Annotated in this window: 22 protein-coding genes; 13 read left to right on the forward strand and 9 right to left on the reverse strand. The window is 62.0% G+C overall.

Going from position 1 to position 19,699, the window contains the following annotated elements:
- Positions 1-7: 7 nt before the first annotated feature.
- The 4 genes from GRI65_RS11250 (at position 8) to arsC (ending at position 2,388) form a co-directional block, all read left to right on the forward strand.
- The gene (locus tag GRI65_RS11250) at positions 8-799 is read left to right on the forward strand and encodes a class II aldolase/adducin family protein (RefSeq protein ID WP_160756672.1); all 792 of its coding nucleotides are present in this window, start codon (positions 8-10) and stop codon (positions 797-799) included.
- A gap of 4 nt (positions 800-803) precedes the next feature.
- Positions 804-1,364: a (2Fe-2S)-binding protein gene (locus GRI65_RS11255; protein WP_160756673.1), complete on the forward strand. Its 561-nt coding sequence runs from the start codon at positions 804-806 to the stop codon at positions 1,362-1,364.
- Between the two features lie 73 nt (positions 1,365-1,437).
- Entirely contained in the window at positions 1,438-1,746 is a 309-nt protein-coding gene (locus tag GRI65_RS11260; RefSeq protein WP_202391301.1) for a hypothetical protein, read from the forward strand.
- A gap of 297 nt (positions 1,747-2,043) precedes the next feature.
- Positions 2,044-2,388, forward strand: a complete 345-nt coding sequence (gene arsC / locus GRI65_RS11265) for an arsenate reductase (glutaredoxin) (protein WP_160756674.1) — start codon at positions 2,044-2,046, stop codon at positions 2,386-2,388.
- Here arsC and GRI65_RS11270 read toward each other — a convergent pair.
- Positions 2,385-3,740 carry an MFS transporter gene (locus tag GRI65_RS11270; protein WP_160756675.1) on the reverse strand — a complete coding sequence of 452 codons (1,356 nt, stop codon included), beginning with the start codon at positions 3,738-3,740 and terminating at the stop codon, positions 2,385-2,387. The genes arsC and GRI65_RS11270 overlap by 4 nt on opposite strands.
- A 219-nt stretch (positions 3,741-3,959) precedes the next feature.
- On the opposite strand from GRI65_RS11270, the gene GRI65_RS11275 reads away from it, so the two are divergent.
- A complete protein-coding gene (locus GRI65_RS11275; RefSeq protein WP_232844153.1) occupies positions 3,960-4,532 on the forward strand; it encodes a class I SAM-dependent methyltransferase in 573 nt (190 codons plus the stop codon).
- Between the two features lie 45 nt (positions 4,533-4,577).
- Here GRI65_RS11275 and GRI65_RS11280 read toward each other — a convergent pair whose 3' ends face one another.
- Positions 4,578-5,393, reverse strand: coding sequence for a glycerophosphoryl diester phosphodiesterase membrane domain-containing protein (locus tag GRI65_RS11280; protein WP_160756677.1), 816 nt, complete (start codon positions 5,391-5,393; stop codon positions 4,578-4,580).
- Positions 5,394-5,471: 78 nt separating this feature from the next.
- On the opposite strand from GRI65_RS11280, the gene lipB reads away from it, so the two are divergent.
- Positions 5,472-6,158, forward strand: a complete 687-nt coding sequence (gene lipB, locus GRI65_RS11285) for a lipoyl(octanoyl) transferase LipB (protein WP_160756678.1) — start codon at positions 5,472-5,474, stop codon at positions 6,156-6,158.
- Between the two features lie 4 nt (positions 6,159-6,162).
- Positions 6,163-6,444, forward strand: coding sequence for a hypothetical protein (locus tag GRI65_RS11290; RefSeq protein ID WP_160756679.1), 282 nt, complete (start codon positions 6,163-6,165; stop codon positions 6,442-6,444).
- Between the two features lie 9 nt (positions 6,445-6,453).
- Here the strand turns inward: GRI65_RS11290 and GRI65_RS11295 are convergent, their stop codons facing one another.
- Entirely contained in the window at positions 6,454-7,563 is a 1,110-nt protein-coding gene (locus tag GRI65_RS11295) for an alkene reductase (RefSeq protein ID WP_160757113.1), read from the reverse strand.
- A gap of 54 nt (positions 7,564-7,617) precedes the next feature.
- Between GRI65_RS11295 and GRI65_RS11300 the strand changes: the two genes are divergently transcribed.
- On the forward strand, positions 7,618-8,532 hold the full coding sequence (locus GRI65_RS11300; protein ID WP_160756680.1) for a DMT family transporter: 915 nt from the start codon (positions 7,618-7,620) through the stop codon (positions 8,530-8,532).
- A 9-nt stretch (positions 8,533-8,541) separates the two neighbouring features.
- On the opposite strand, the gene GRI65_RS11305 is transcribed toward GRI65_RS11300, so the two are convergent.
- From GRI65_RS11305 to GRI65_RS11320, 4 genes are read right to left on the reverse strand one after another with little or no spacing between them, the layout of a single operon-like run.
- Positions 8,542-9,882, reverse strand: coding sequence for a DUF2254 domain-containing protein (locus GRI65_RS11305; protein WP_160756681.1), 1,341 nt, complete (start codon positions 9,880-9,882; stop codon positions 8,542-8,544).
- Positions 9,883-9,913: 31 nt separating this feature from the next.
- On the reverse strand, positions 9,914-10,900 hold the full coding sequence (nadA, locus tag GRI65_RS11310; protein WP_160756682.1) for a quinolinate synthase NadA: 987 nt from the start codon (positions 10,898-10,900) through the stop codon (positions 9,914-9,916).
- Complete coding sequence (locus GRI65_RS11315) at positions 10,897-11,592, reverse strand: DUF4230 domain-containing protein (protein WP_160756683.1); 696 nt, start codon at positions 11,590-11,592, stop codon at positions 10,897-10,899. The genes nadA and GRI65_RS11315 overlap by 4 nt, the downstream gene beginning before the upstream one ends.
- The gene (locus GRI65_RS11320) at positions 11,577-12,446 is read right to left on the reverse strand and encodes an MBL fold metallo-hydrolase (RefSeq protein ID WP_160756684.1); all 870 of its coding nucleotides are present in this window, start codon (positions 12,444-12,446) and stop codon (positions 11,577-11,579) included. Before GRI65_RS11320 ends, GRI65_RS11315 begins: the two co-directional genes overlap by 16 nt.
- A 104-nt stretch (positions 12,447-12,550) precedes the next feature.
- On the opposite strand from GRI65_RS11320, the gene GRI65_RS11325 reads away from it, so the two are divergent.
- Complete coding sequence (locus GRI65_RS11325; RefSeq protein WP_160756685.1) at positions 12,551-14,020, forward strand: glycerol kinase; 1,470 nt, start codon at positions 12,551-12,553, stop codon at positions 14,018-14,020.
- Between the two features lie 66 nt (positions 14,021-14,086).
- Here GRI65_RS11325 and GRI65_RS11330 read toward each other — a convergent pair whose 3' ends face one another.
- Together GRI65_RS11330 and GRI65_RS11335 are read right to left on the reverse strand one after the other, a co-directional pair.
- On the reverse strand, positions 14,087-14,548 hold the full coding sequence (locus tag GRI65_RS11330; protein WP_160756686.1) for a DUF1465 family protein: 462 nt from the start codon (positions 14,546-14,548) through the stop codon (positions 14,087-14,089).
- 101 nt (positions 14,549-14,649) lie between these two features.
- A complete protein-coding gene (locus GRI65_RS11335) occupies positions 14,650-14,847 on the reverse strand; it encodes a YdcH family protein (protein WP_160756687.1) in 198 nt (65 codons plus the stop codon).
- A 203-nt stretch (positions 14,848-15,050) separates the two neighbouring features.
- Here GRI65_RS11335 and GRI65_RS11340 point away from each other — a divergent pair, with 203 nt between their 5' ends.
- The 4 genes from GRI65_RS11340 (at position 15,051) to GRI65_RS11355 (ending at position 19,690) form a co-directional block, all read left to right on the forward strand.
- Positions 15,051-15,206, forward strand: a complete 156-nt coding sequence (locus GRI65_RS11340; protein ID WP_160756688.1) for a YdcH family protein — start codon at positions 15,051-15,053, stop codon at positions 15,204-15,206.
- Between the two features lie 101 nt (positions 15,207-15,307).
- A complete protein-coding gene (ptsP, locus tag GRI65_RS11345; RefSeq protein WP_160756689.1) occupies positions 15,308-17,578 on the forward strand; it encodes a phosphoenolpyruvate--protein phosphotransferase in 2,271 nt (756 codons plus the stop codon).
- A 137-nt stretch (positions 17,579-17,715) separates the two neighbouring features.
- Positions 17,716-18,549: a helix-turn-helix domain-containing protein gene (locus GRI65_RS11350; RefSeq protein ID WP_160756690.1), complete on the forward strand. Its 834-nt coding sequence runs from the start codon at positions 17,716-17,718 to the stop codon at positions 18,547-18,549.
- 172 nt (positions 18,550-18,721) lie between these two features.
- The gene (locus GRI65_RS11355; protein ID WP_160756691.1) at positions 18,722-19,690 is read left to right on the forward strand and encodes a tetratricopeptide repeat protein; all 969 of its coding nucleotides are present in this window, start codon (positions 18,722-18,724) and stop codon (positions 19,688-19,690) included.
- Positions 19,691-19,699: the final 9 nt, after the last annotated feature.

A 19,699-nucleotide genomic window follows, 5' to 3' on the forward strand; every position in this document is an offset into this window, starting at 1 on the left:
GAGAAAAATGGCGACCCAGCTAAAATCCGGCCAAGCAGAATCCGGCCATCCGAAACCCGGGTTGGATTGCAGTGAAGCGGAATGGCAGGCACGGCTGGACCTCGCCGCCTGCTACCGGATTTTCGACCACATGGGCTGGTCGGAATCGATCTACAACCACATCTCCGTGGGCGTTCCCGGCGAAGACGATGCCTTCCTGATCAATCCCTTCGGCCTGCTGTATTCGGAAGTTACGGCCTCGAACCTGGTGAAGATCGACATCCGCGGCAACACGCTCGATGGCAGCCCTTATCCGGTGAACAAGGCCGGTTTCACCCAGCACGCCTATTTCCATGAACATGCGCCGGCTGCCAACGCGATCTGCCACATGCACACCACCGCGACGATGGCGGTGTGCAGCAGCGAAGGCGGCATCCTGCCGATCAATTTCTACGCCTGCAATTTCATCGGCCAAGTCGGCTATCACGATTTCGAGGGCGTCACCGTGCGCGCGGAGGAAGGCGAACGCCTGCTCAAAAACCTTGGCGACAAGCGGATCCTGATGCTGCGCAACCACGGGCCGGTGGTGATGGGCCGGACGATCCACGAAATGTTCGTGCAAACCTGGGCCCTGCAGCGGGCGTGCGAAATCCAGCTTGCGACGATGTCGATGGGCATTCCGATCCATGTCCCGGATGATGTGATCGCAGTGCACCAGCGTGACATCATTCAGGCGCAGGCCCCGGGCGGACCGGGCTATGCCGATTTCGAAGCTTGGAAGCGCAAGATCGACCGGATCGACAGCAGCTGGCGTAACTGACGCCATGCCGCGCATGACGGTCAATGAACGGCCGCTGGAATTCGCCATGAACCCGGAAACGCCCCTGCTGTGGGCGCTGCGGGATGCGGCCAATCTGACCGGCACCAAATATGGCTGCGGGACCGGCGATTGCGGGGCATGCATGGTCCTGATCGACGGCGAGGCGCTGCGCAGCTGCCTGATCACGATCGCCGAGGCGGAGGGCCGCTTCATTACCACGATCGAAGGTCTGTCGCGCGACCGGTCTCACCCGGTGCAGCAAGCCCTGGTGGCCCAGCAGGCAATTCAGTGCGGTTTCTGCACTCCGGGTATCGCCATCGCCGCCGCCGCGTTGATCCAGCGTAATTCCGACCCGTCGAAGGAACAGATCGAGGCGGCGGTGCCGAACTTGTGCCGCTGCGGCGTGTACCCCCGGCTGGTCGCCGCGATCCAGCAAGCGGGCCGCGTCTCCCGCCGCCAGGAACGGATCAGCGCCGCCCCGGCCCCCGGAATCAGCGGAGAAGACGCCGCCCGCACCGTACCGGCAATGGTCGCGCCGGACGTAGGGACTGGGCCGGAAGATTAGGCACTGAAAAAAGATTCGGTGTCAGAACTGGGAGTTAACAAGAAATTTTGAGCTTGTTGGTTATCAGGAAAATATGACGGTCGAAGGCCAAAAATTCTATCCGGGACATGACGCCTCGGCAGAGCAGATAGCTGAACTTGCGGATGAATACCGGCAAGCAGCTGCAAATCTGGCGCAAACTGGACGGCTCGGTGCTCGTTTGTCGCTCGCTCCCTGCCGTCTCGTCAGTCTTCATGCAATCGAGCTTTACCTCAACGCAATCCTCATAGCAGCAGGACGGCCAGCCGATCAAACAGAGGGCTTCAACATGACCTCGTGTCCCGAACAGACTGGGCACTCGACGCAAAACTTGCGCTCAGGAAACGAACTATACAACACCTGAAAGAGATTTGTACGAGGCGTGAATATCTGGTTACGCGATACGATCCTAAACCACCAAAATTATCCGAACAAACTCGGCTGAAGGCAACACTCGATGAGCTGGCAAGGAAGGTTCCGGCATGGATTGATGCGCGCCGTCCGAAGAGCTGAAGATGCGCAACGCGCGCCTTGTTGCTATTCCGGTCGATCCGCAGGAACGTTCCGAACCCGTTTGCACTTCTATTTGTGCAATTCAGTTGGCTTGAAATTCTTTGTTGGGTAACGAAAAATTCGCGCCACCATATTTCAAAGGACCGGCATGAAAGCGACCGTCTGGCACAACCCCAATTGCGGGACGTCCCGCAACACACTAGCGATTCTGGAACAGCGGGACGACGTCGAATTGACCGTGGTCCGCTATCTCGAAAACCCTCCCAGCCGGGACAAGCTGGCGCAATTGTACCGAGACGCCGGGATGGCCCCGCGTGAGGGGTTGCGGCTGATGGGGACGGATGCCGAGGAGCGCGGCCTGCCCGATGCCGATGACGACACGGTACTCGACGCGATGATGGCCGAACCGATCCTGATCAACCGGCCGCTGGTGGAAACGGAGAAAGGCGTCCGTCTGTGCCGACCCAAGGAGAAGCTAGAGGAAATCCTCTAGCGGTCGGCAGTCAGCACCTCGTCGGCGGAAAGCGATTTCCAGCCGATCACCAGCACGGCAAAGCACAGACCGATGATGACCGCGAAGGCCAGCCAGTCGGAATGGCCGTACAGCCAGACCCCGATGGCCGGTGCGACAATGTATGCAGCGCCGGTGGCCGAGGCGACGACTCCGGAGGCCTCCCCCTGTTCATGGCGTGAAACCGCCAAGGAAGCTCCCGCGTTGAAGCCGGGCCGAAACAGGCCGAAGCCAAGTGATGCGACCGAGTAACCCAGTGCAATCCCGTGCAGTTCGTCCGCGGTGCCGAACATCAGCGTTCCGACGGCAGCCAGCGCGCAGCCCCACAGGATCGCCGCCCTCGGGCCAAGATTGAGGCGCGGGATCAACCCCCATTGCGCCAGCAAGGTTGCAATCGCGCCGCACATCAGCACGATTGCAATGGACCCTGTCGCCGCTTCCGGCGTGCTACGAAGGCCCAATCGGTCGAGCACGAGGAAGCCCGAAATACCCAGGACCATCGCCTGTGCATGACCTCCCAGAAGGCCCGAGATGACCCATGGCCGCAGGCGCGGCTCCCACCAGCCGAGTTTGTCTGCGGGGCCTTGCGCCGCTGGCCCGTCGTCTTCGTCATCCGCTTGCGGCTCGCGGCTCGAACCGCCGGACCCATAGGGTGCGTCATAGGCAGCCCCCCGCGCCGCGAATTGCGGAACGTCATCGGGCAGGAAAATCCGCAAGGCCACCAGCGTCGCCACGCCAAGCAGGGTAAAGGCCGCGAACGGACCGACCAGTCCGAGCCCCGGCATGACCATCAGCGGCGCCAGCGCCGGGCCGATTACCGTCCCGAGGCCAAAGCTCGACGCGATCAGCGACAGCGCCTGCGTCCGCTCCGACCGGGCCGTGCGCGATGCAACATAGGCCTGCACCGCGGGCGGAGCGGCGGAACCGTAACCGCCATAGAGGCTGCGCGCCGCCGCGAATAGTAACAGGGTCCACAAGGCAGGGAGCCAACCGTTGAGGCCTACCCACAAGGCAAGCCCGCACAAGCCCATCGATGCGCTGAAACCGATCAGGCCCAGCGCCATCATCGCCTTGCGGCCGCGCTGGTCGGATTTACGCGCCCAGATCGGCGCGCAGATCACCCACAATAGCGCCGACCAGCTGTAGGCAAGGCTGATCCAGACGTCCGCCACGCCCAGTGAGGTACCGATCGCGGGCATAACCGACTGCATGGCGGTATTGCCCGCGGCGGTCGTCAACATCACCGCAAACAGCAAAGCCATCCGGTTGCGCGAAATCGGGCGCACCGGGGCAGGGTGGGGCGTCAGACTTTCGGGCGGGTTTGCATCGGCCATATCGGGTTCCGGCGCTAGGCTTCGCACGGCGGGGTTGCAAGCGAAGGGTTGCAAGCAGCACCTTGCAATCGGTATGGGCATTTGGCAACGCACATATACCTAGCGGCAAACACGCCGCGCCCAGCTATCGGGACGCACTTCTTGACCAAATCCAACCAGCTCGCAGCCTCTCCCAGAGGCGTACAGCCACATCGTTTCAGCCGGTTACGTTTCGATCAATTGCTGGGCCAATGGGCGGTCTTTTTCCGCGGCTTCGTCGAACATCCCAAGATGGTCGGATCGATCATCCCCTCGTCGCGGTTCACCATCCGCCAGATGCTGGAGCCGGTCAAATGGGACGAATGCCGCCTGTTCGTCGAATACGGGCCGGGCGTCGGCACCTTCTGCCGGCCGGTGCTGGAACGCCTGCGTCAGGACGGCGCATTGTTGGTGATCGACACCAACCCGCTGTTCATCGATTATCTCAACCGCACGATTACCGACAGCCGTTTCACGGCGGTCCTGGGGTCGGCGGAGGATGTTGAACGCATCGTGCACGACCACGGGCACGACCATGCGGACTATGTTCTGTCGGGGCTGCCGTTCTCGACGTTGCCAGCCGGCGTGGGCCCGGCGATAGTCGAGGCGACGCACAGGATTATCCGTCCCGGCGGCGCATTCCTGGTGTACCAGTTCTCCGCCGCCGCGAGGGATTTTATGGCGAAGCATTTCGCCCACATCGAACAGGGCTTCCAATGGCTTAATGTCCTGCCTTGCCAGCTTTTCTGGGGCTGGAAGGAAGACGCGGCCTGACCAGGGCAGGGCGGGCGTTTCCCGCCCGCCTGCGTCCCGCCATAGCTATTCGAAGGTTTCGGTCACCGATTGCGTCGATGGGCCGGTCAGCTGGCGATAGGTCGCACTAAGGACCGCGACAATCACCACCGCCCACACGGCGCTGACCAGGCCGTTTAGCGCACCGCCAAGCATCACAGCGACCGCGCCCGTTCCCAGCATCGCGACGAACAATCCGGTCACCAGGCCAAACACCATGGCGACCACTACGACCGCGATCCCGAGCAGGAAGTAGAACAGCAGCAACCGCAGGCTGTTGCCCTTGGTGGCGTTCCACGATGCGCGCAGCGCCCGAACCGGATTGAGGATACCGCCGATAATCATCGCCGGTGCGAGCAGCGAAAACTTGATCATGACATAAACCAGCGCGACGAATGCCACGATCCCGACCAGCACGCCGGCTGCCGATCCTCCGGCAGCAACCGCCAGGCCCACGGGGATACCCAGCAGGATGGATAGTGCGAGTATCAGCAGGATTTGCGCTGCAAGATAGGGCAGCAGCGTTTTTATGCCGGTGGTGATGGCATCACCGACGGTAGGCCGGTTATCGGCGAAGAGAGCAAACAATGCCAGTGATCCGATCGCGTTGATAATCGCAATCACGAACAGCCAAATGCCATTTTGCGCATAAAACGCCTGCATCGTAGCCATCGGGTCGTTCTGATTGACTTCGGTGGGGCCTGTGGCGGCTTCAGGAGCGATCACGGCCAGCACGATGGTCGGCAAGAACACGAAAATGCCTGCAATTATCGCCACCAGTTCGCGATTGGCAGAGATCATCGCGGTCGCCTCGCTCCACGCGTTGCCCATATCCAGTTTCATTTCGAAGCACTCCCCCGGGAAAATTCATTAGAACACAAGCCTCTTGATAAGCCGGACTGGACTTGCCACGCAAATCAAATGGAAAAAAACCTGTTCCCATCCTCCGCGCAGGCGCCGCTCGCACAGCCGGAATACCGCTGCGAGAGCGCGCTGGTGCCCTACCGCGAGGCCTTGGCAGAGATGGATCTGCGCAACCGCGCGATAGCGGCCGGGACGGAGCGGGAGCTTGTCTGGCTGCTGGAACATCCACCGATCTATACCGCCGGAACCAGCGCTGCTGCAGCGGAACTGCTCGATCCGCGGTTCGAAGTCGTGGAGGCGGGGCGCGGCGGCCGGTACACCTATCATGGGCCTGGGCAGCGGATCGGCTACGTGCTGCTCGACCTCGGGCGCCGTGGCCGCGACGTACGAAATTTCGTCCATGCCGTTGAGGGCTGGGTGATCGGCACATTGGCCGATATCGGCGTCGAAGCCTGGCGGTCGGAAGGGCGGATCGGCATCTGGACCCACGATATCGACGGGAGCGAAGCGAAGATCGGCGCGATCGGAGTGCGCGTCCGCCGCTGGGTTACGATGCATGGCTTCTCGGTCAATCTAGACCCCGATTTATCCCATTTCACCGGTATTGTGCCATGTGGGATCGCCGAATACGGGGTCACCAGCCTCGCCCGGCTCGGGATCCCGCTTGCGCCGGATGCGTGGGATAAGGCATTGCTAGCCCGCGCCGACGATTTTTTCGCCGATGTGGCAAGACATGCGGAGTAATCGAGTGATACGTCATATTGTAATTCTGGCCGCAGCCCTGACGCTGTCCGCCTGCGGGAATGATCCCGCTTCGGATGAAGACGGCTCCGCATCCGGAGAAGTCCTGGAAGGTTCGATCAGCGACGCGATGCTACCGCTCGATACCGTCCAGTCGCAATCGCCGCCGCTGGAAGTCCCGCGCGCCGAGGCAAGCGACGCGGATGATCCGGACACCGACGAACCCGTAGAGGTTGCCGAAGAAGCAGAGCCAGACCCCGAGGCGGAAGAACCCGCCCCGGAGGAATAGCCAAGGGGTCTATTCGGCGGCTTCCTGCTCGCCGGCCATCACCGGATAATCGATATACCCGGCAGGTCCCGGCAGGTACCAGCTTTCCGGCACGTTCACGTTTGGAGCAAACTCGGCGCCGACCCGGATCCGTTCGGGCAGGTCGGGGTTGGAAATGAACGGCCTTCCGTAAGCAATGGCATCGCATTTGCCGGACGCGACATTAGCCTCGCCGCTGGCCGCATCGTAATCGCTGTTGAGAACGAGCGGGCCGGAGAAGATCGAGCGGATCAGCGGGCTTTGCTTGGGAACGTCGGTGCTCCCGAAAGTGCCATCGGGCCCCGGTTCGCGCAGTTCGAGAAACGCCAGGCCGAGGTCTTCGCACACCTTGGCTGCCGCGCCGAATGTTGCCGCGGGATCGCTGTCATCGCAGCCTTGCGTGTCACCGTTGGGTGATAGCCGGACAGCGACGCGGTCCGCGCCCCAGACGGAAATCAACGCTTCGAGGACTTCACGAAGGAACCGCACGCGATTGTCCGGCGGACCGCCATATTCGTCGGTCCGTAGATTGGTGCTGTCCCGCAGGAACTGGTCGACCAGATAGCCATTTGCGCCGTGGAGCTGAACCCCGTCGAAGCCTGCCTTCTTGGCATTTTGCGCGGCATGCCGGTAATCTTCGACTACCCGGGCGATGTCCTGCACGCTCAACTCGCGGGCTTCCATGTAATCTTTCTTGCCTTCCGGCGTGTGGGCCTGTCCCGGAGCAGTCGTTGCCGAGGCCGACACCGGCTGTTCACCGCCAAGAAAAACGGGATGCACGATCCGGCCCATATGCCACATCTGCAGCACGATCTTACCGCCGTCTTCATGCACCGCTTCGGTGACCTGTTTCCAGCCCTCGACCTGTTCATCGCTCCAGATACCGGGCGCGGAAGGCCAACCGAGCCCTTCGACACTGATACCGGTCGCTTCACTGATGATCAGGCCCGCACCGGCGCGCTGGCGATAATAGGTTGCCATCATCTCGTTCGGGACAAAGCCTGGCATACTGGCCCGTCCGCGGGTCAGCGGCGCCATGAAGATGCGGTTTTTGGCCTCGATTGCTCCGAGGGTGATCGGAGTGAAAAGTGCTTCGTGCAAGGTGCCGTCCTTTTTTGCTGTTCTCATTGTCAGACTGGCAGCTAAGGCGCGCCCATGGCCAATTCAACCATCGCGCCCGAACTGGACCAGAAGCCGCGGTGGCTGCTGGTGGCTGCGCTGTTGGCGGGGAATGTCGCATTGGCGCTAGGGCCTTGGGCGGTTCGGCTGGCTGACAGCGGACCCGTTTCGGCGGGATTCTGGCGATTATTTCTTGCCCTGCCGTTCCTGGCAATGCTGGCCAGGGCCAATGGTGAGCGCTTGGGCGGCATTGCGCGGCCGACCCTGATGCTCGTGCTGCTGGCGGGCGTCGTCTTCGCTTTGGACCTTGCAAGTTGGCACATCGGGATCGAGGCCACCCGCCTCGGCAACGCGACGCTGTTCGGGAATTCTGGCAGTCTGGTGTTGATGATCTGGGGCTTCGTGATGTGGCGCCGCCTGCCGCGAGGAACGGAATGGCTGGCGATGGTTTCCGCGCTGGCCGGGGCAGTCATCCTGATGGGCAATTCGCTGGAGATTTCGCGCGAAACGCTAGTCGGCGACCTGTTCTGCCTGCTCGCAGGACTGTTTTACGCAGGTTACTTGCTGATCCTGCAGAACGCGCGCGCCGGCCTCGGCAGCTGGAGCTTGCTCACTTGGAGCTCGCTGGCGGGCGCTCCTGTCCTGCTGGCCATGGCTGTCCTGCGCGGGGAGCCGATCTGGCCGACAGACTGGACCCCGCTGGTTGCCCTCTTCGTGCTCAGCCAGTTGGTCGGCCAAGGCTTGCTGGTTTTCTCGCTCAAGCATTTCGCGCCATTGATCATCGGGCTCGCATTACTGACCCAGCCCGCAGTGGCCGCTCTTAGCGGCTGGTATGCTTTCGGCGAAACGATCGGCCCTGTCGATTTACTTGGCATGGCGCTGCTCGGCGCTGCTTTGGTACTGGCTCGCGGGAGCAAAGCGAACCCCGTCAATCCGGAGCCAGCGGAATAAAGGCGGGCGCTATCCTGCCATGGCGCGGTTGAAGCCTACAAAGCGTGCCTCGACATCTTCGAGGTCGGGGCCGGTCAAGTGCTCGCGCGCCTGCTGGATCAGCCGCTCCCCTTCGCGGCGGAGGACCGCTTGCCGCGTCTCGTCGTCGATCGGCGCTGCGCAGTTGCGCAACGTGTCGAGCATTACGAGTGCGGCGGGGGTGCTGGTCGCCGCAGCGCTGCGGAAATTGCCGAAGCCGCGGGAGACGTAATGGGTGAAATCGTCGGGCAGGGGAATGACCCGTCCCACCAACTCGTCATCACCGTTGCCGATGTGCTTGTTGAGATCGCGCGTGCCCAGCAGCGCCGTCGCCGCCCCGAGCCAGTGAAGGGCGGTTATCGCGGTGAACGGATCGTTGATACCTGGGGACAGCGCCCGCAGGCCGATCTCGACCAATTCGTCGATCAGGAATTGCAGGTCCTGTTCGGGCGTCCGGGTTGCTCCCAGGGTAAAACAGTCGCGCAAATCGTCCATGAGCGCATCGTCAAGCTTCTCGCCGCCGAAATCGGCGTCGCACAAATCCGCGATCGCCATGCCTGGATGCACAAAATCCCCGGTCCGGACGGCTAGGGAAACCCGCCCGTCGAACTTCTTTGCCATCCGCGCAAGGGCGTCGAACGATATCATCTGGACGTATCCGGTACGCTCCGAAAGGATCGGCCTTCCTTGCGGCGGCGTTGCTGTCGGAAGCCCGGTGTCGGGACGAGGGTAGGTGTCCTCGATCCCTCCCAGCAAGCGTTCACCGATCCCCTCGAGAACCGTATTGATGCGGATACTCGCCGGGATATGGTTGAGGAAGAAAACCAGCACGCCGATGGAAATGGCCATCAGGCCCAGGCCGACGAGCAACGATAATTGCGGAACGAAACCGGGCAGGGTGGTAGCGGCAGCATCGGCGGCAGTCGGCGCGACTTCGTCTTCGCTGCGTACCGCCCGCAGCACGACCAGAGCATAGACAAAGGTGCCGATGAAGGTCGCCAGACTGAACTGGTTCCCTTTGTCCTCCATGAAATTGGTCAGCAGCCGCGGACCGTAGGCACCGCTGGCATAGGCAACCGCGGCGATGGTGATCGAAAACACCGTCGACGCGACCCCGATCATCGATCCGGCGATCACGGTGAGCATATTGCTCGCGCCTTGCGGCCGGGCGGGTATGATCCATTCTACGTCATTGAGAAATTCGGCGAAACCGTTGCGGTCCGCCCAGACCATGCCGAGGGCCAAGCCTGCAGCAAGCAGCGAAAAGAGCGCCGGATAGAACCAGTAGTTCGAATTGAGCTTGGCCCACAGCCAGCGCGGATATTCGGTCATGCCCATCTACGCGCCAAACTGCCGAGCGGGGTCAGACCCGGCCCAGATCACCCATGCCGATCGTGCCGCTGGCCATCTCCAGCATCCGGTCGAGGCTCTGCTTTGCCTTAAGGCGGAGACCTTCCTCGATCTCGATGCGCGGTTCCAGATCGCGGAGCGCTGTGTAGAGTTTCTCCATCGTGTTGAGCGCCATGTAGGGGCAGATATTGCAATTGCAGTTTCCGTCTGCACCGGGCGCACCGATGAAGTTCTTTTCCGGCAGCGCCTTCTCCATCTGGTGGATGATATGCGGCTCGGTCGCCACAATCAGTGTGTCCCCGGGGAAAGTCTTGGCGAATTGCAGGATGCCGCTGGTAGATCCGACATAGTCGGCGTGCTCCACCACGTGGGGCGGGCATTCGGGATGAGCGGCGACCGGCGCGTCGGGATGTTGCTGCATCAACTTCAGCAATTCGCTTTCGCTGAACGCCTCGTGCACGATGCAGACACCAGGCCAAAGCAGCATATCGCGATTGAATTTCCGGTTGAGATAGCCGCCAAGGTGCCGGTCGGGGCCGAAGATGATCTTCTGGCTTTCAGGGATCTGCTGCAGGATGGTCTCGGCGCTGGAACTGGTCACGATCACGTCGGACAGCGCCTTCACCTCAGTCGAACAGTTGATATAGGTGAGCGCGATATGGTCGGGGTGGGCTTCACGGAACGCGCGGAACTTGTCCGGCGGGCAGCTGTCTTCGAGGCTGCAGCCAGCGTCCATGTCCGGCAACACCACGATCTTTTCGGGGCTGAGGATTTTTGCGGTGTCGGCCATGAACTTGACCCCGCAGAACGCGATCACGTCTGCATCCGTATCCGCCGCGAGCTGGCTCAACTGGAGGCTATCACCGACGTAATCGGCAATGTCCTGGATTTCCGGCTTCTGGTAGTAATGCGCCAGGATCACCGCGTTGCGGTCTTTCCGCAGCCGGTCGATTTCGGCGCGCAGGTCGGTCCCGGTGGGCAAAGCGGATTGTGCGGTCATTGCGGGGCTTTCTCTCCGTCGAAACGGACATTGACGGTCACATTGCCGTAGCCGGCAACTTGCAGCGGTATAGCAAGGTTTTGGCGGATTGCATCCTTCGCCGCACCGCGGGCAATTTCCATCAGTACGGGGTTGACCGCCTGCTTCACGGCCTGCTGTTCCGCCAGCTGGGTGTTTTTGCGGGTGAGGTTGTCCTGTGCGTCACGGCTGATCCAGATCCCTTCGCGCAGGTATTGCGCCCGCGCTTCATCGAGGTTCGGCTTGCCGACCCGGATCGCCGGCAGCTGGACATCGAGCACTTCGGTTTCAGGGTTCCAAGACAAGCGCTCCTCACCGACCTGCGACAGGTCGAGCGTGTAGTCCACCCGCGCCGGGATCACGGCGACTTGGCGGCTCTGGACCATCCCTAGGAACCGGCTGTCGTCACTGGCCACCACAGGCGCGAGTTCTGCGCTGAACACCGTCAGGCGGTTCTGTTTCTCGAACGCTACCAGGCTGGTCGCCAGTGGATCGCCAAGGTCGTCGGTTCCGAAAGCCTTCCAGCCCAGCCATGCGGCCAGGGCCAGCATGGCGATGAACATCAGCCACGGCACCGCCTGAACGCGCGCGAGGGACTTCTGCCGTTCGGCACCCGGCGCGCCAGTGCCGGCTGCCATGCGTTCGGCTTCGGATTCTTTCAGATTGTCTGCCATATATCTCCTGAACGGCTGACCATGCCGCGACGTTCCAGATCGATCAGATGCGCCTTCACGGACATTCCCGCTGCGCCGGTAAGGCGTGGGTCGAGGCCCTTGTACATTTGCGGCACCAGACCTTCGATTGCACCAGGCGCGCCGCCCAAAAGGCGCAGGATCTGGTTTTCGCGCTGGCGGCGATGCCCGATCATTCCGCGAACGAGCTGGCGCGGCTTTTCAATGGGGGCGCCGTGCGCGGAATAATAGACGCGGTCCTCGCGCTCGTAGAGCTTAGCCAGGCTGGCCATGTAATCGCCCATATCGCCGTCGGGCGGGACGATAACGCTGGTCGACCAGCCCATTACGTGATCGCCGGTGAACAGGGCCCCGCTTTCCTCCAGCGCGAAGCACAGGTGGTTCGATGTATGACCCGGCGTTGCAACCGCGGTCAGCGTCCAGCCGGGTCCGGTCATGCTCTCGCCGTCCTCCAGCACGCGGTCCGGCGCGTAGGTCCGGTCGAACGGCGCATCGGCGCGCGGGCCAGCATCATCGAGCACCAGCGGAGCGCAGCCGACAATTGGCGCGCCGGTTCGCTGGGCTAGGGGTTTCGCCGCGGGCGAATGGTCGCGGTGGGTATGGGTGCACATGATCGCAGCGATCTTCGCGCCGCCGATTGCGGCTTCGAGCGCTGCGAGGTGTTCGTCATCGTCCGGACCGGGATCGATCACGGCGATAGTTCCCGCATTGCCGACCAGATACGTCTGGGTACCCGTATAGGTGTATGGCGACGGGTTTGGCGCCAGCACACGCCGGACGAGCGGTTCCGGCTGTTCGACAAGACCGGTCGGCCAGGGTTTGGGTGGGATAGCCATAGGCGCGATATGGGGACCCTTGGACAGCCTGTCCACGCTTTGTCAATTGCGGGTGCTGGGTCTACTGCGCGAAGTGGTTTAGTAATGCGGGCAAGGGAGGCTGCATGACGGCAAACATACTCGTCCTGGATGAAGGCACGACTTCAACGCGCGCGATGTTGTTCGGCGCGGATGGGAGGTTGATCGGGAGTGCGCAGCAAGAACTGACCCAGATTTACCCGGCGCCCGGCCGGGTCGAGCACGATGCGCGGGAAATCTGGCACCGGACGCTCGCCTGCGCCCGTGAAATGGTCGAGAAGTCAGGCGGGGCCCACAATGTCGCGGCAATCGGCATCACCAACCAGCGTGAAACGGTTGTGGCTTGGGACACGGCAACCGGCGAGCCGCTGGCCAACGCGCTGGTCTGGCAGGACCGGAGGACCGCGGATTTCTGCATGACATTGCGCGAGGCCGGGCACGAGAACGACGTGCAGCGGGCTACCGGGCTGCTGCTCGATCCTTATTTCTCCGGCACCAAGATGCGCTGGCTGGTCGAGCATGAACCGGCTGTCGCAGGCGCCGCCAAGGCCGGCACTCTTGCACTGGGGACGGTGGAAAGCTGGCTGGTGTTTAAACTGACCGGCGGCGCGCTGCTGACCGACGCCAGCAACGCCAGCCGGACCTTGTTGATGCGGCTGGATGGATCGTACTTCGATCCCGGCCTGTGCGACCTGTTCGAAGTACCCCATTCTGCATTGGCGGAGGTTTGCGACAACGCCGGTAATTTCGGTTCGACCCTGCCGGAATTGTTCGGCACGCCGATCGCGATCACCGGCCTTGCGGGGGACCAGCAAAGCGCGACCATCGGCCAGGGCTGCCTGTCACCCGGCGAAACCAAAGCCACCTACGGTACCGGGGCGTTCATCCTTGCAAACAAGGGGCGGGATATCCCCGCCTCGGCCAACCGGCTGCTCGGTACGGTGTTGTACCAGCTCGGTGGGGAGCGGATTTATGCGCTCGAAGGGTCGGTCTTCGTGGCAGGCAGCCTGGTCCAGTGGCTCCGCGATTCGCTTGGCCTCTTGGGTACCGCCGCTGAAACGGAAACTCTCGCCCGGTCTATTCCCGGCAGCGGCGGGGTGGTGATCGTTCCTGCGCTCTCAGGCCTTGGCGCACCGCACTGGCGCCCGGAGGCTGGCGGGGTAATTGCCGGGCTCAGCTTCGCCACCGGCCGCGCGCAGATCGCTCGTGCGGCACTGGAAGCGATGGCTCATCAGACCGATGACCTCGCTCGCGCTTTTGCCGCTGACGGCGCGGAATGGACCTCGCTGAAAATCGACGGCGGGATGAGCGCAAACGACTGGATGGCGCAGGACATCGCCAACATTCTCGACCTGCCGGTGGAGCGCCCGACATTTGTCGAAACCACCGCGGTCGGCGCAGCGATGCTGGCGGGTGTCGGGGCCGGCCTATTCGCCTCGCTGGAGGATGCATCGGCTGCAATGCGCGGCGGGATCGACCATTTCACGCCCAGGATGTCGCCGGAGGAACGGGATATTCGCCGCCGGCAATGGAGCAAGGCTCTCTCGGCGGCCTGACCGGATCGGGCCTACCAAATCGGGTCCCGAACGTCAGGCCCCGTACCAACCGGCTGGCCCCGAACGTCAAGCTTTGAACACCGCTTGGCTCAGGCGTTCGCGCAGGCGCAAGACCGCGGCAGGCTGCATTTCATAGCGCCCGCGCCAGGCAGTATCGAGCCGGGCGATCCGTTGGTGAAGCGTCTGTGACTGCAGCACCAGGCTGCAGGTCTCTTTTTCCAGCAGGTCGAGATTGGCTTGTTCAGGAGCGCGGTCAGGCGGCAACTTGCTATGGCGCCGTAGTTGGAATTCACTGAGCTCCCCAGCGTAGAAAGCGCGGTGATTGAGCAGCCAGGCCAGTACATGCATCACCCGCGTGGTGGTGCGCAGCCCTTCCACAGAAAGCGCCAGCCGCAACCGGTCGGCTGTATCACCCGCTTCCCGGACAGGGGTCAGGTCGAAGATCGAGCGCACCTCGTCTGCGAGCATCAAGGCTTCGCAATACAGGTCTTCGACAATCTTTCGATTGAGATCGGTGGGCAGTGTCATGGCGGGGGAGGCTAGCCCCACGGCAAGCATTTCGCCAGCGTCGAGAATCGGGAACAAGCATTATTTTGTCCACCGTCCCAAGATGAAACGGATTGCCTGGTTCAGGCGATGATATCCGGCAGCAGCGCGTCCTCGACCATCGATATCTGGTCCTTGAGGCGCAGTTTGCGTTTCTTGAGCCGGGCGATCTGAAGCTGGTCGGTCGAACCGGACAGCAGCAGCGCATCGATCGCGGCATCCAGATCGCGGTGTTCGGTTTTAAGGCCCGCCAACCGCTTGCGCAATTCCTGCTCGTTCACCCGGGCTTATCCTCTCGCCAGTCGTTCAATCGCTACCGTGCGGATCAACGCCTCATCGCACCATCGCAGTAACTGGCCGCTTAGGGAAGACTCCGCTCTTCGCAAATGGTCTGCGATATGTTTTTATCCTGTTACCCGGCCTGGAATACTGTTCCGAGTCGGGCGTCTCGCCCGTTTCAGGGCTTCATCCAAAGGAGAGCCATATGGCAACGTCCCACGTCAGCGCCTTGCAGGAAAAGCACGCCGGTCTCGATGCGAAAATCCGCGCCGAACTGAACCGCCCAGCGCCAGACACAGCGACGATCCAGGCTCTCAAGAAGCGGAAACTCCGAATCAAGGAAGAGCTCGCGCAAGCTTAAGGCGGCTATCCTTTAAGAGTCTCTGGTACCGCGAAATTTAGGTAGTCTGCGGCGGACGGTCGGCAGTTCCCAACGGGACTTGCGTGCTATACAACCCTGGCATGACCGCCGCCGCCTCTGCCCGCCAGATCCTCACGCAATTGCACGAAGTCATGGCCTCGCGCATGCACGCGCAGGGCAAACTGGACAAGGTCGTAGAGATCGTCGGAGAAAACCTCGATAGCGAGGTTTGCTCGATATATCTCCTGCGCGAAGGCATGCTGGAACTGTTCGCGACCCGCGGGCTCAACGCCAGCGCGGTCCACGTTACCCGCATGGCAATCGGCGAAGGTTTGACCGGGGTCATTGCGGACCAGATCGAAACCCTCAACCTGGCCGAAGCGAAAGCGCACCCTGACTTCCAGTATCGGCCCGAAACTGGCGAGGAAAAGTACCATTCCTTCGCCGGGGTGCCGATCGTCTACCGCGAACGCGCCGTCGGCGTCCTGTGCGTCCAGCATGTCGAGCCGCGGCGGTACGAAGAAATTGAGATCGAAGCGCTCCAGACCACCGCGATGGTCCTCTCCGAACTGATTGCCCACGCCGAACTGGTGGACGAAGAAGAAGCGCTCGGCCTCAATTCCGCGAAGTCGGGCCCGCAGACGGTTACCGGTTTGCCGCTGGTGAAGGGGCTGGCCAGCGGGATAGCCGTATTCCACCAGCCCCGGGTCACGATCACGCAGGTCGTGGCGGATGATACCGAGGCGGAGCGGCAGCGGGTCTACCGCGCGTTCGACAAAATGCGCGAAGGCATCGATTCGATGACCAGCCAAGCCGAATTCGGCGTCGGCGGCGAGCATGAGGAGGTTCTCCAGACCTACAAGATGTTCGCGTATGACGAAGGCTGGTCGCGCCGCATCAACGAAGCGATTGATTCCGGACTGACCGCGGAAGCCGCCATCGAGCGGGTGCAGCAGCGTACCCGGATGCGGATGCGCGAGATCGACGATGCGTTGCTGGCCGACCGGATGCACGACCTCGAGGATCTGTCCAATCGCCTGCTGCGCATCGTTTCGGGGCAACTTGGAACAGCGGCCACCCAGGGACTGAGGCGGGATACGATCCTGATCGCCAAGAACCTCGGGCCGGCGGAATTGCTCGAATATGACCGTCGCCGTCTCAAGGGCGTGATCCTTGAAGAAGGTTCGCTCACCGCGCATGTCGTCATCGTGGCGCGGGCGATGGGGATCCCGGTGCTCGGCCGGGCTCGCGGCCTGCGAGGGCTGGTGCGCGAAGGCGACGAAGTGTTGATCGATGCGGATTCGGGTAACGCGATTATCCGCCCGGCCCAGCCAATGCTGGACGCGTTCGACGCAAGGTTTGCGAAATCGCGCGAGCGCCAGGCAATCTATGCCGAACTGCGCGATGTCGAACCGTTCACCCGCTGCGGCACGCGCATCCAGGTGATGATGAACGCCGGACTGCGGGACGATTTGTCCAGCCTCAACCTGGTTGGCGCCGACGGGATCGGGCTGTTCCGCACCGAATTCCAGTTCCTGGTTTCTGCCACTCTTCCGCAGCGCGAAAAGCAGTTCCGGCTGTACCGTGATGTATTGGATGCCGCGGGCGAGAAGCCGGTCATCTTCCGCACGGTGGACATCGGCGGCGACAAGGCGGTTCCCTATCTCCGTTCGGGCGAAGCGGAAAATGACGAAAACCCGGCAATGGGCTGGCGTGCGCTGCGACTGGCGCTCGAACGCGAAGGTTTGCTGAAGGTGCAGGCCCGCGCACTTATAGAAGCAGCGGCGGGCAAGGCGCTGTACGTAATGTTCCCGATGGTTTCCGAACCGTGGGAATTCGAAGCCGCCAAGAGCGTGTTCGAAGCGCAGCTCAAATATATCAAGGCGCAGAAGAAAGTCCTGCCCGAATCGATCAATTACGGGGCGATGCTCGAAGTGCCTGCCTTGGCCGAAGTGCTCGACCTACTGATCCCGAAGCTGTCGTTTCTGTCGGTCGGTACCAATGACCTGACTCAGTTCCTGTTTGCAGCGGACCGGGCCAACCCGAAACTGGCGGAGCGTTATGACTGGCTGAGCCCGGCAATCCTCCGGTTTCTCAAGCGCGTCGCCCTTGCGACTGACGGGGCACCGGTGGATCTGGGCATCTGCGGCGAAATGGGCGGACGCCGTCTGGAAGCTCTCGCACTACTGGGGATTGGTTTTAGGCGGTTTTCGATCACGCCAGTTTCCGTCGGGCCGATCAAGGAGCTCGTTCGCAAGGTGGACCTCGCGGAAATTTCGGGCCTGATGAACGGCTGGCTGTCGCAGCCGCCACCTGATATTCGGGTAGCGCTGCAGGAGTGGGCCGAAGGAAACGGCATCGAGGTAGATTGACGCATACGTGCGATAATTCGACGTGCTATTGAGCCGCCTCGTCGATATGCTGCTAACGATCGGGGTATCCCGCTTGACACAGCGCCGCGAGCAATCTTCTGCTCTGTCAAAACAAAACGGGGTCCAAGGATTTAACAATGGCGGATGAAGAAAACACGGATGACGGGACTTTGCCGCTCGACACAGCGGGTGTTCTCCTTCGCCGTGCCCGCGAGGACGCGAAACTTTCGATTGAGCAGGTTTCCGCTGAAACCCGGATTACCCAGCGCCATCTCCGCCTAATCGAAGCCGGCGATTTCGACGGTCTGCCCGGACGAACCTATGCGATCGGATTTTCACGAAGTTACGCCAAGGCAGTCGGACTCGATGATCGGAAAATCGCTACCTTGGTTCGCGCCGAACTCGCGGAGAGCGGCTATGATGACCGTGGAAATGCGGATGGTTTCGAACCGGGAGACCCGGCCCGTATCCCTACGCGGGGCCTTGCATGGCTCAGCGCACTGGCAGCAATCCTGCTGATTGCAGGCGGGCTAGCCTATTTTCGTGATTATTTTTTCCCCGCTTCAGGGCCGGGGCCACTCGTTGCCGAAGCGCCGGTTTCAGAACCCACGGCGTCGCAGGTAGCAGGAGCCGCTGTCCCTGACAGCACGCCCGGCGGCGGCGAGGTAATATTTACAGCGTTGGAAGACGGTATCTGGGTCAAGTTCTATGACGCTCAGGGGAACCGGCTGATGGAAAAGCAGATGGCGCTGGATGAAAGCTTTACCGTTCCCCCCGACGCGGAAGGACCCCAGATATGGACCGCGCGGCCCGATGCCCTGGCTATAACGGTCGGCGGACAGGCGGTGCCCAAGCTGGCGGAAGAATTGCAGACCTTGCGTGATGTCCCGGTTAGCGCGGAAGCGCTGCTGGCGCGGGCCGACCCTGCCGCGCAATCGCCCCAGTCTCCGGAACCGTTGACCGATACCTGATCATCGATAGGCGTTTCCCCGCATTTCCGGGGTTATCGCTCGACAATTAACCATCTCTGCGGCAGGAATTCGGCGGCATGACTAGCAGGGGCATATTCAGCAGCGGTTCGGTGTGCCGGGGACATACCATTAACTGATCTGGCTTGAAAATATTACAGGAGCGTATCGCGCGATGACCATTCGTTTCACCACCATACCTTTTTCGCGGACAGTACTCGGTGGCCTCGCAATGGCCGCGGTAGCGGCGACATCGCTGCCTGCCGCGGCGCAAAGCGTGGATGAGTCGCGGATCCGCAAGATCGAAGCGGAAGTACGAGCCTTGCAGCGGAGCGTGTTCCCGGGCGGGACCGGCAAATTCTTCGAACCGGAAATCTCCGGCAACTCCGCTTCGCCGACGACCACGGTACCAAATTCCACAACCGCGGTGACTGATATTCTGGTCCGGCTTGATGCGCTGGAGGCGCAGCTCCAGGGCCTGACGTCGCAAACGGAGCAGAATACCAATTCCCTCAACCTGCTGTCGACGCGGGTCGCAGCGCTGGAAACACCGGCCGCACCTTCGCCGTTCGGACCTTCGCCCACCACAAGCGCTCCAACAGTGACCACGCCGACGACCAGCACCCCTGCCGCAAATCTCGGTGCGATGACCGGCGGTGCATCGAGCACGGCGCAACCTGTCCAGGCCGCCCCGGCAGGTCCGACAGCCGCACGGCTGGCGGCGGTGCAGGAAATCGCCAAGCCGCAGACAGACGACCCGGGAGACGACGAATACACTTACGGTTTCCGCCTGTGGGATGCCGGTTTTTATCCCGAGGCGCAGCAGCAATTGACGATGTTCGTTGAGAAATACCCGACCCACAGCCGGGCAACCTTCGGCCGGAATCTGCTGGGCCGGGCCTATCTGGACAACGGCAAACCGAAGGAAGCCGCACCGTGGTTCCTGCGCAATTACCAGTCTGACAAGCAAGCCGCCCGTGCCCCCGACAGCCTGTTGTACCTGGCCGAAGCGATGATCGCGCAGAAGGACACCAGCCGCGCGTGTATTGCTTTGGCGGAATTCGGCGACACCTACCCAGCGCTCGCTTCGGGCCGTCTCGCCGACCAGTACCAATCCAACCTGCGCAAGGTTACCTGCAATTGATAGGTCGAT

It is taken from the genome of Allopontixanthobacter sediminis, assembly GCF_009828115.1.
Classification (GTDB): domain Bacteria; phylum Pseudomonadota; class Alphaproteobacteria; order Sphingomonadales; family Sphingomonadaceae; genus Allopontixanthobacter; species Allopontixanthobacter sediminis.

Coding starts and splice junctions, on each gene's coding strand:
- GRI65_RS11250 (WP_160756672.1), top strand. CDS start 8: ATGGCGACCCAGCTAAAATCCGGCCAAGCAGAATCCGGCCATCCGAAA.
- GRI65_RS11255 (WP_160756673.1), top strand. CDS start 804: ATGCCGCGCATGACGGTCAATGAACGGCCGCTGGAATTCGCCATGAAC.
- GRI65_RS11260 (WP_202391301.1), top strand. CDS start 1,438: ATGACGGTCGAAGGCCAAAAATTCTATCCGGGACATGACGCCTCGGCA.
- arsC (WP_160756674.1), top strand. CDS start 2,044: ATGAAAGCGACCGTCTGGCACAACCCCAATTGCGGGACGTCCCGCAAC.
- GRI65_RS11270 (WP_160756675.1), bottom strand. CDS start 3,740: ATGGCCGATGCAAACCCGCCCGAAAGTCTGACGCCCCACCCTGCCCCG.
- GRI65_RS11280 (WP_160756677.1), bottom strand. CDS start 5,393: ATGAAACTGGATATGGGCAACGCGTGGAGCGAGGCGACCGCGATGATC.
- lipB (WP_160756678.1), top strand. CDS start 5,472: ATGGAAAAAAACCTGTTCCCATCCTCCGCGCAGGCGCCGCTCGCACAG.
- GRI65_RS11300 (WP_160756680.1), top strand. CDS start 7,618: ATGGCCAATTCAACCATCGCGCCCGAACTGGACCAGAAGCCGCGGTGG.
- GRI65_RS11305 (WP_160756681.1), bottom strand. CDS start 9,882: ATGACCGAATATCCGCGCTGGCTGTGGGCCAAGCTCAATTCGAACTAC.
- nadA (WP_160756682.1), bottom strand. CDS start 10,900: ATGACCGCACAATCCGCTTTGCCCACCGGGACCGACCTGCGCGCCGAA.
- GRI65_RS11315 (WP_160756683.1), bottom strand. CDS start 11,592: ATGGCAGACAATCTGAAAGAATCCGAAGCCGAACGCATGGCAGCCGGC.
- GRI65_RS11320 (WP_160756684.1), bottom strand. CDS start 12,446: ATGGCTATCCCACCCAAACCCTGGCCGACCGGTCTTGTCGAACAGCCG.
- GRI65_RS11325 (WP_160756685.1), top strand. CDS start 12,551: ATGACGGCAAACATACTCGTCCTGGATGAAGGCACGACTTCAACGCGC.
- GRI65_RS11330 (WP_160756686.1), bottom strand. CDS start 14,548: ATGACACTGCCCACCGATCTCAATCGAAAGATTGTCGAAGACCTGTAT.
- GRI65_RS11340 (WP_160756688.1), top strand. CDS start 15,051: ATGGCAACGTCCCACGTCAGCGCCTTGCAGGAAAAGCACGCCGGTCTC.
- ptsP (WP_160756689.1), top strand. CDS start 15,308: ATGACCGCCGCCGCCTCTGCCCGCCAGATCCTCACGCAATTGCACGAA.
- GRI65_RS11350 (WP_160756690.1), top strand. CDS start 17,716: ATGGCGGATGAAGAAAACACGGATGACGGGACTTTGCCGCTCGACACA.
- GRI65_RS11355 (WP_160756691.1), top strand. CDS start 18,722: ATGACCATTCGTTTCACCACCATACCTTTTTCGCGGACAGTACTCGGT.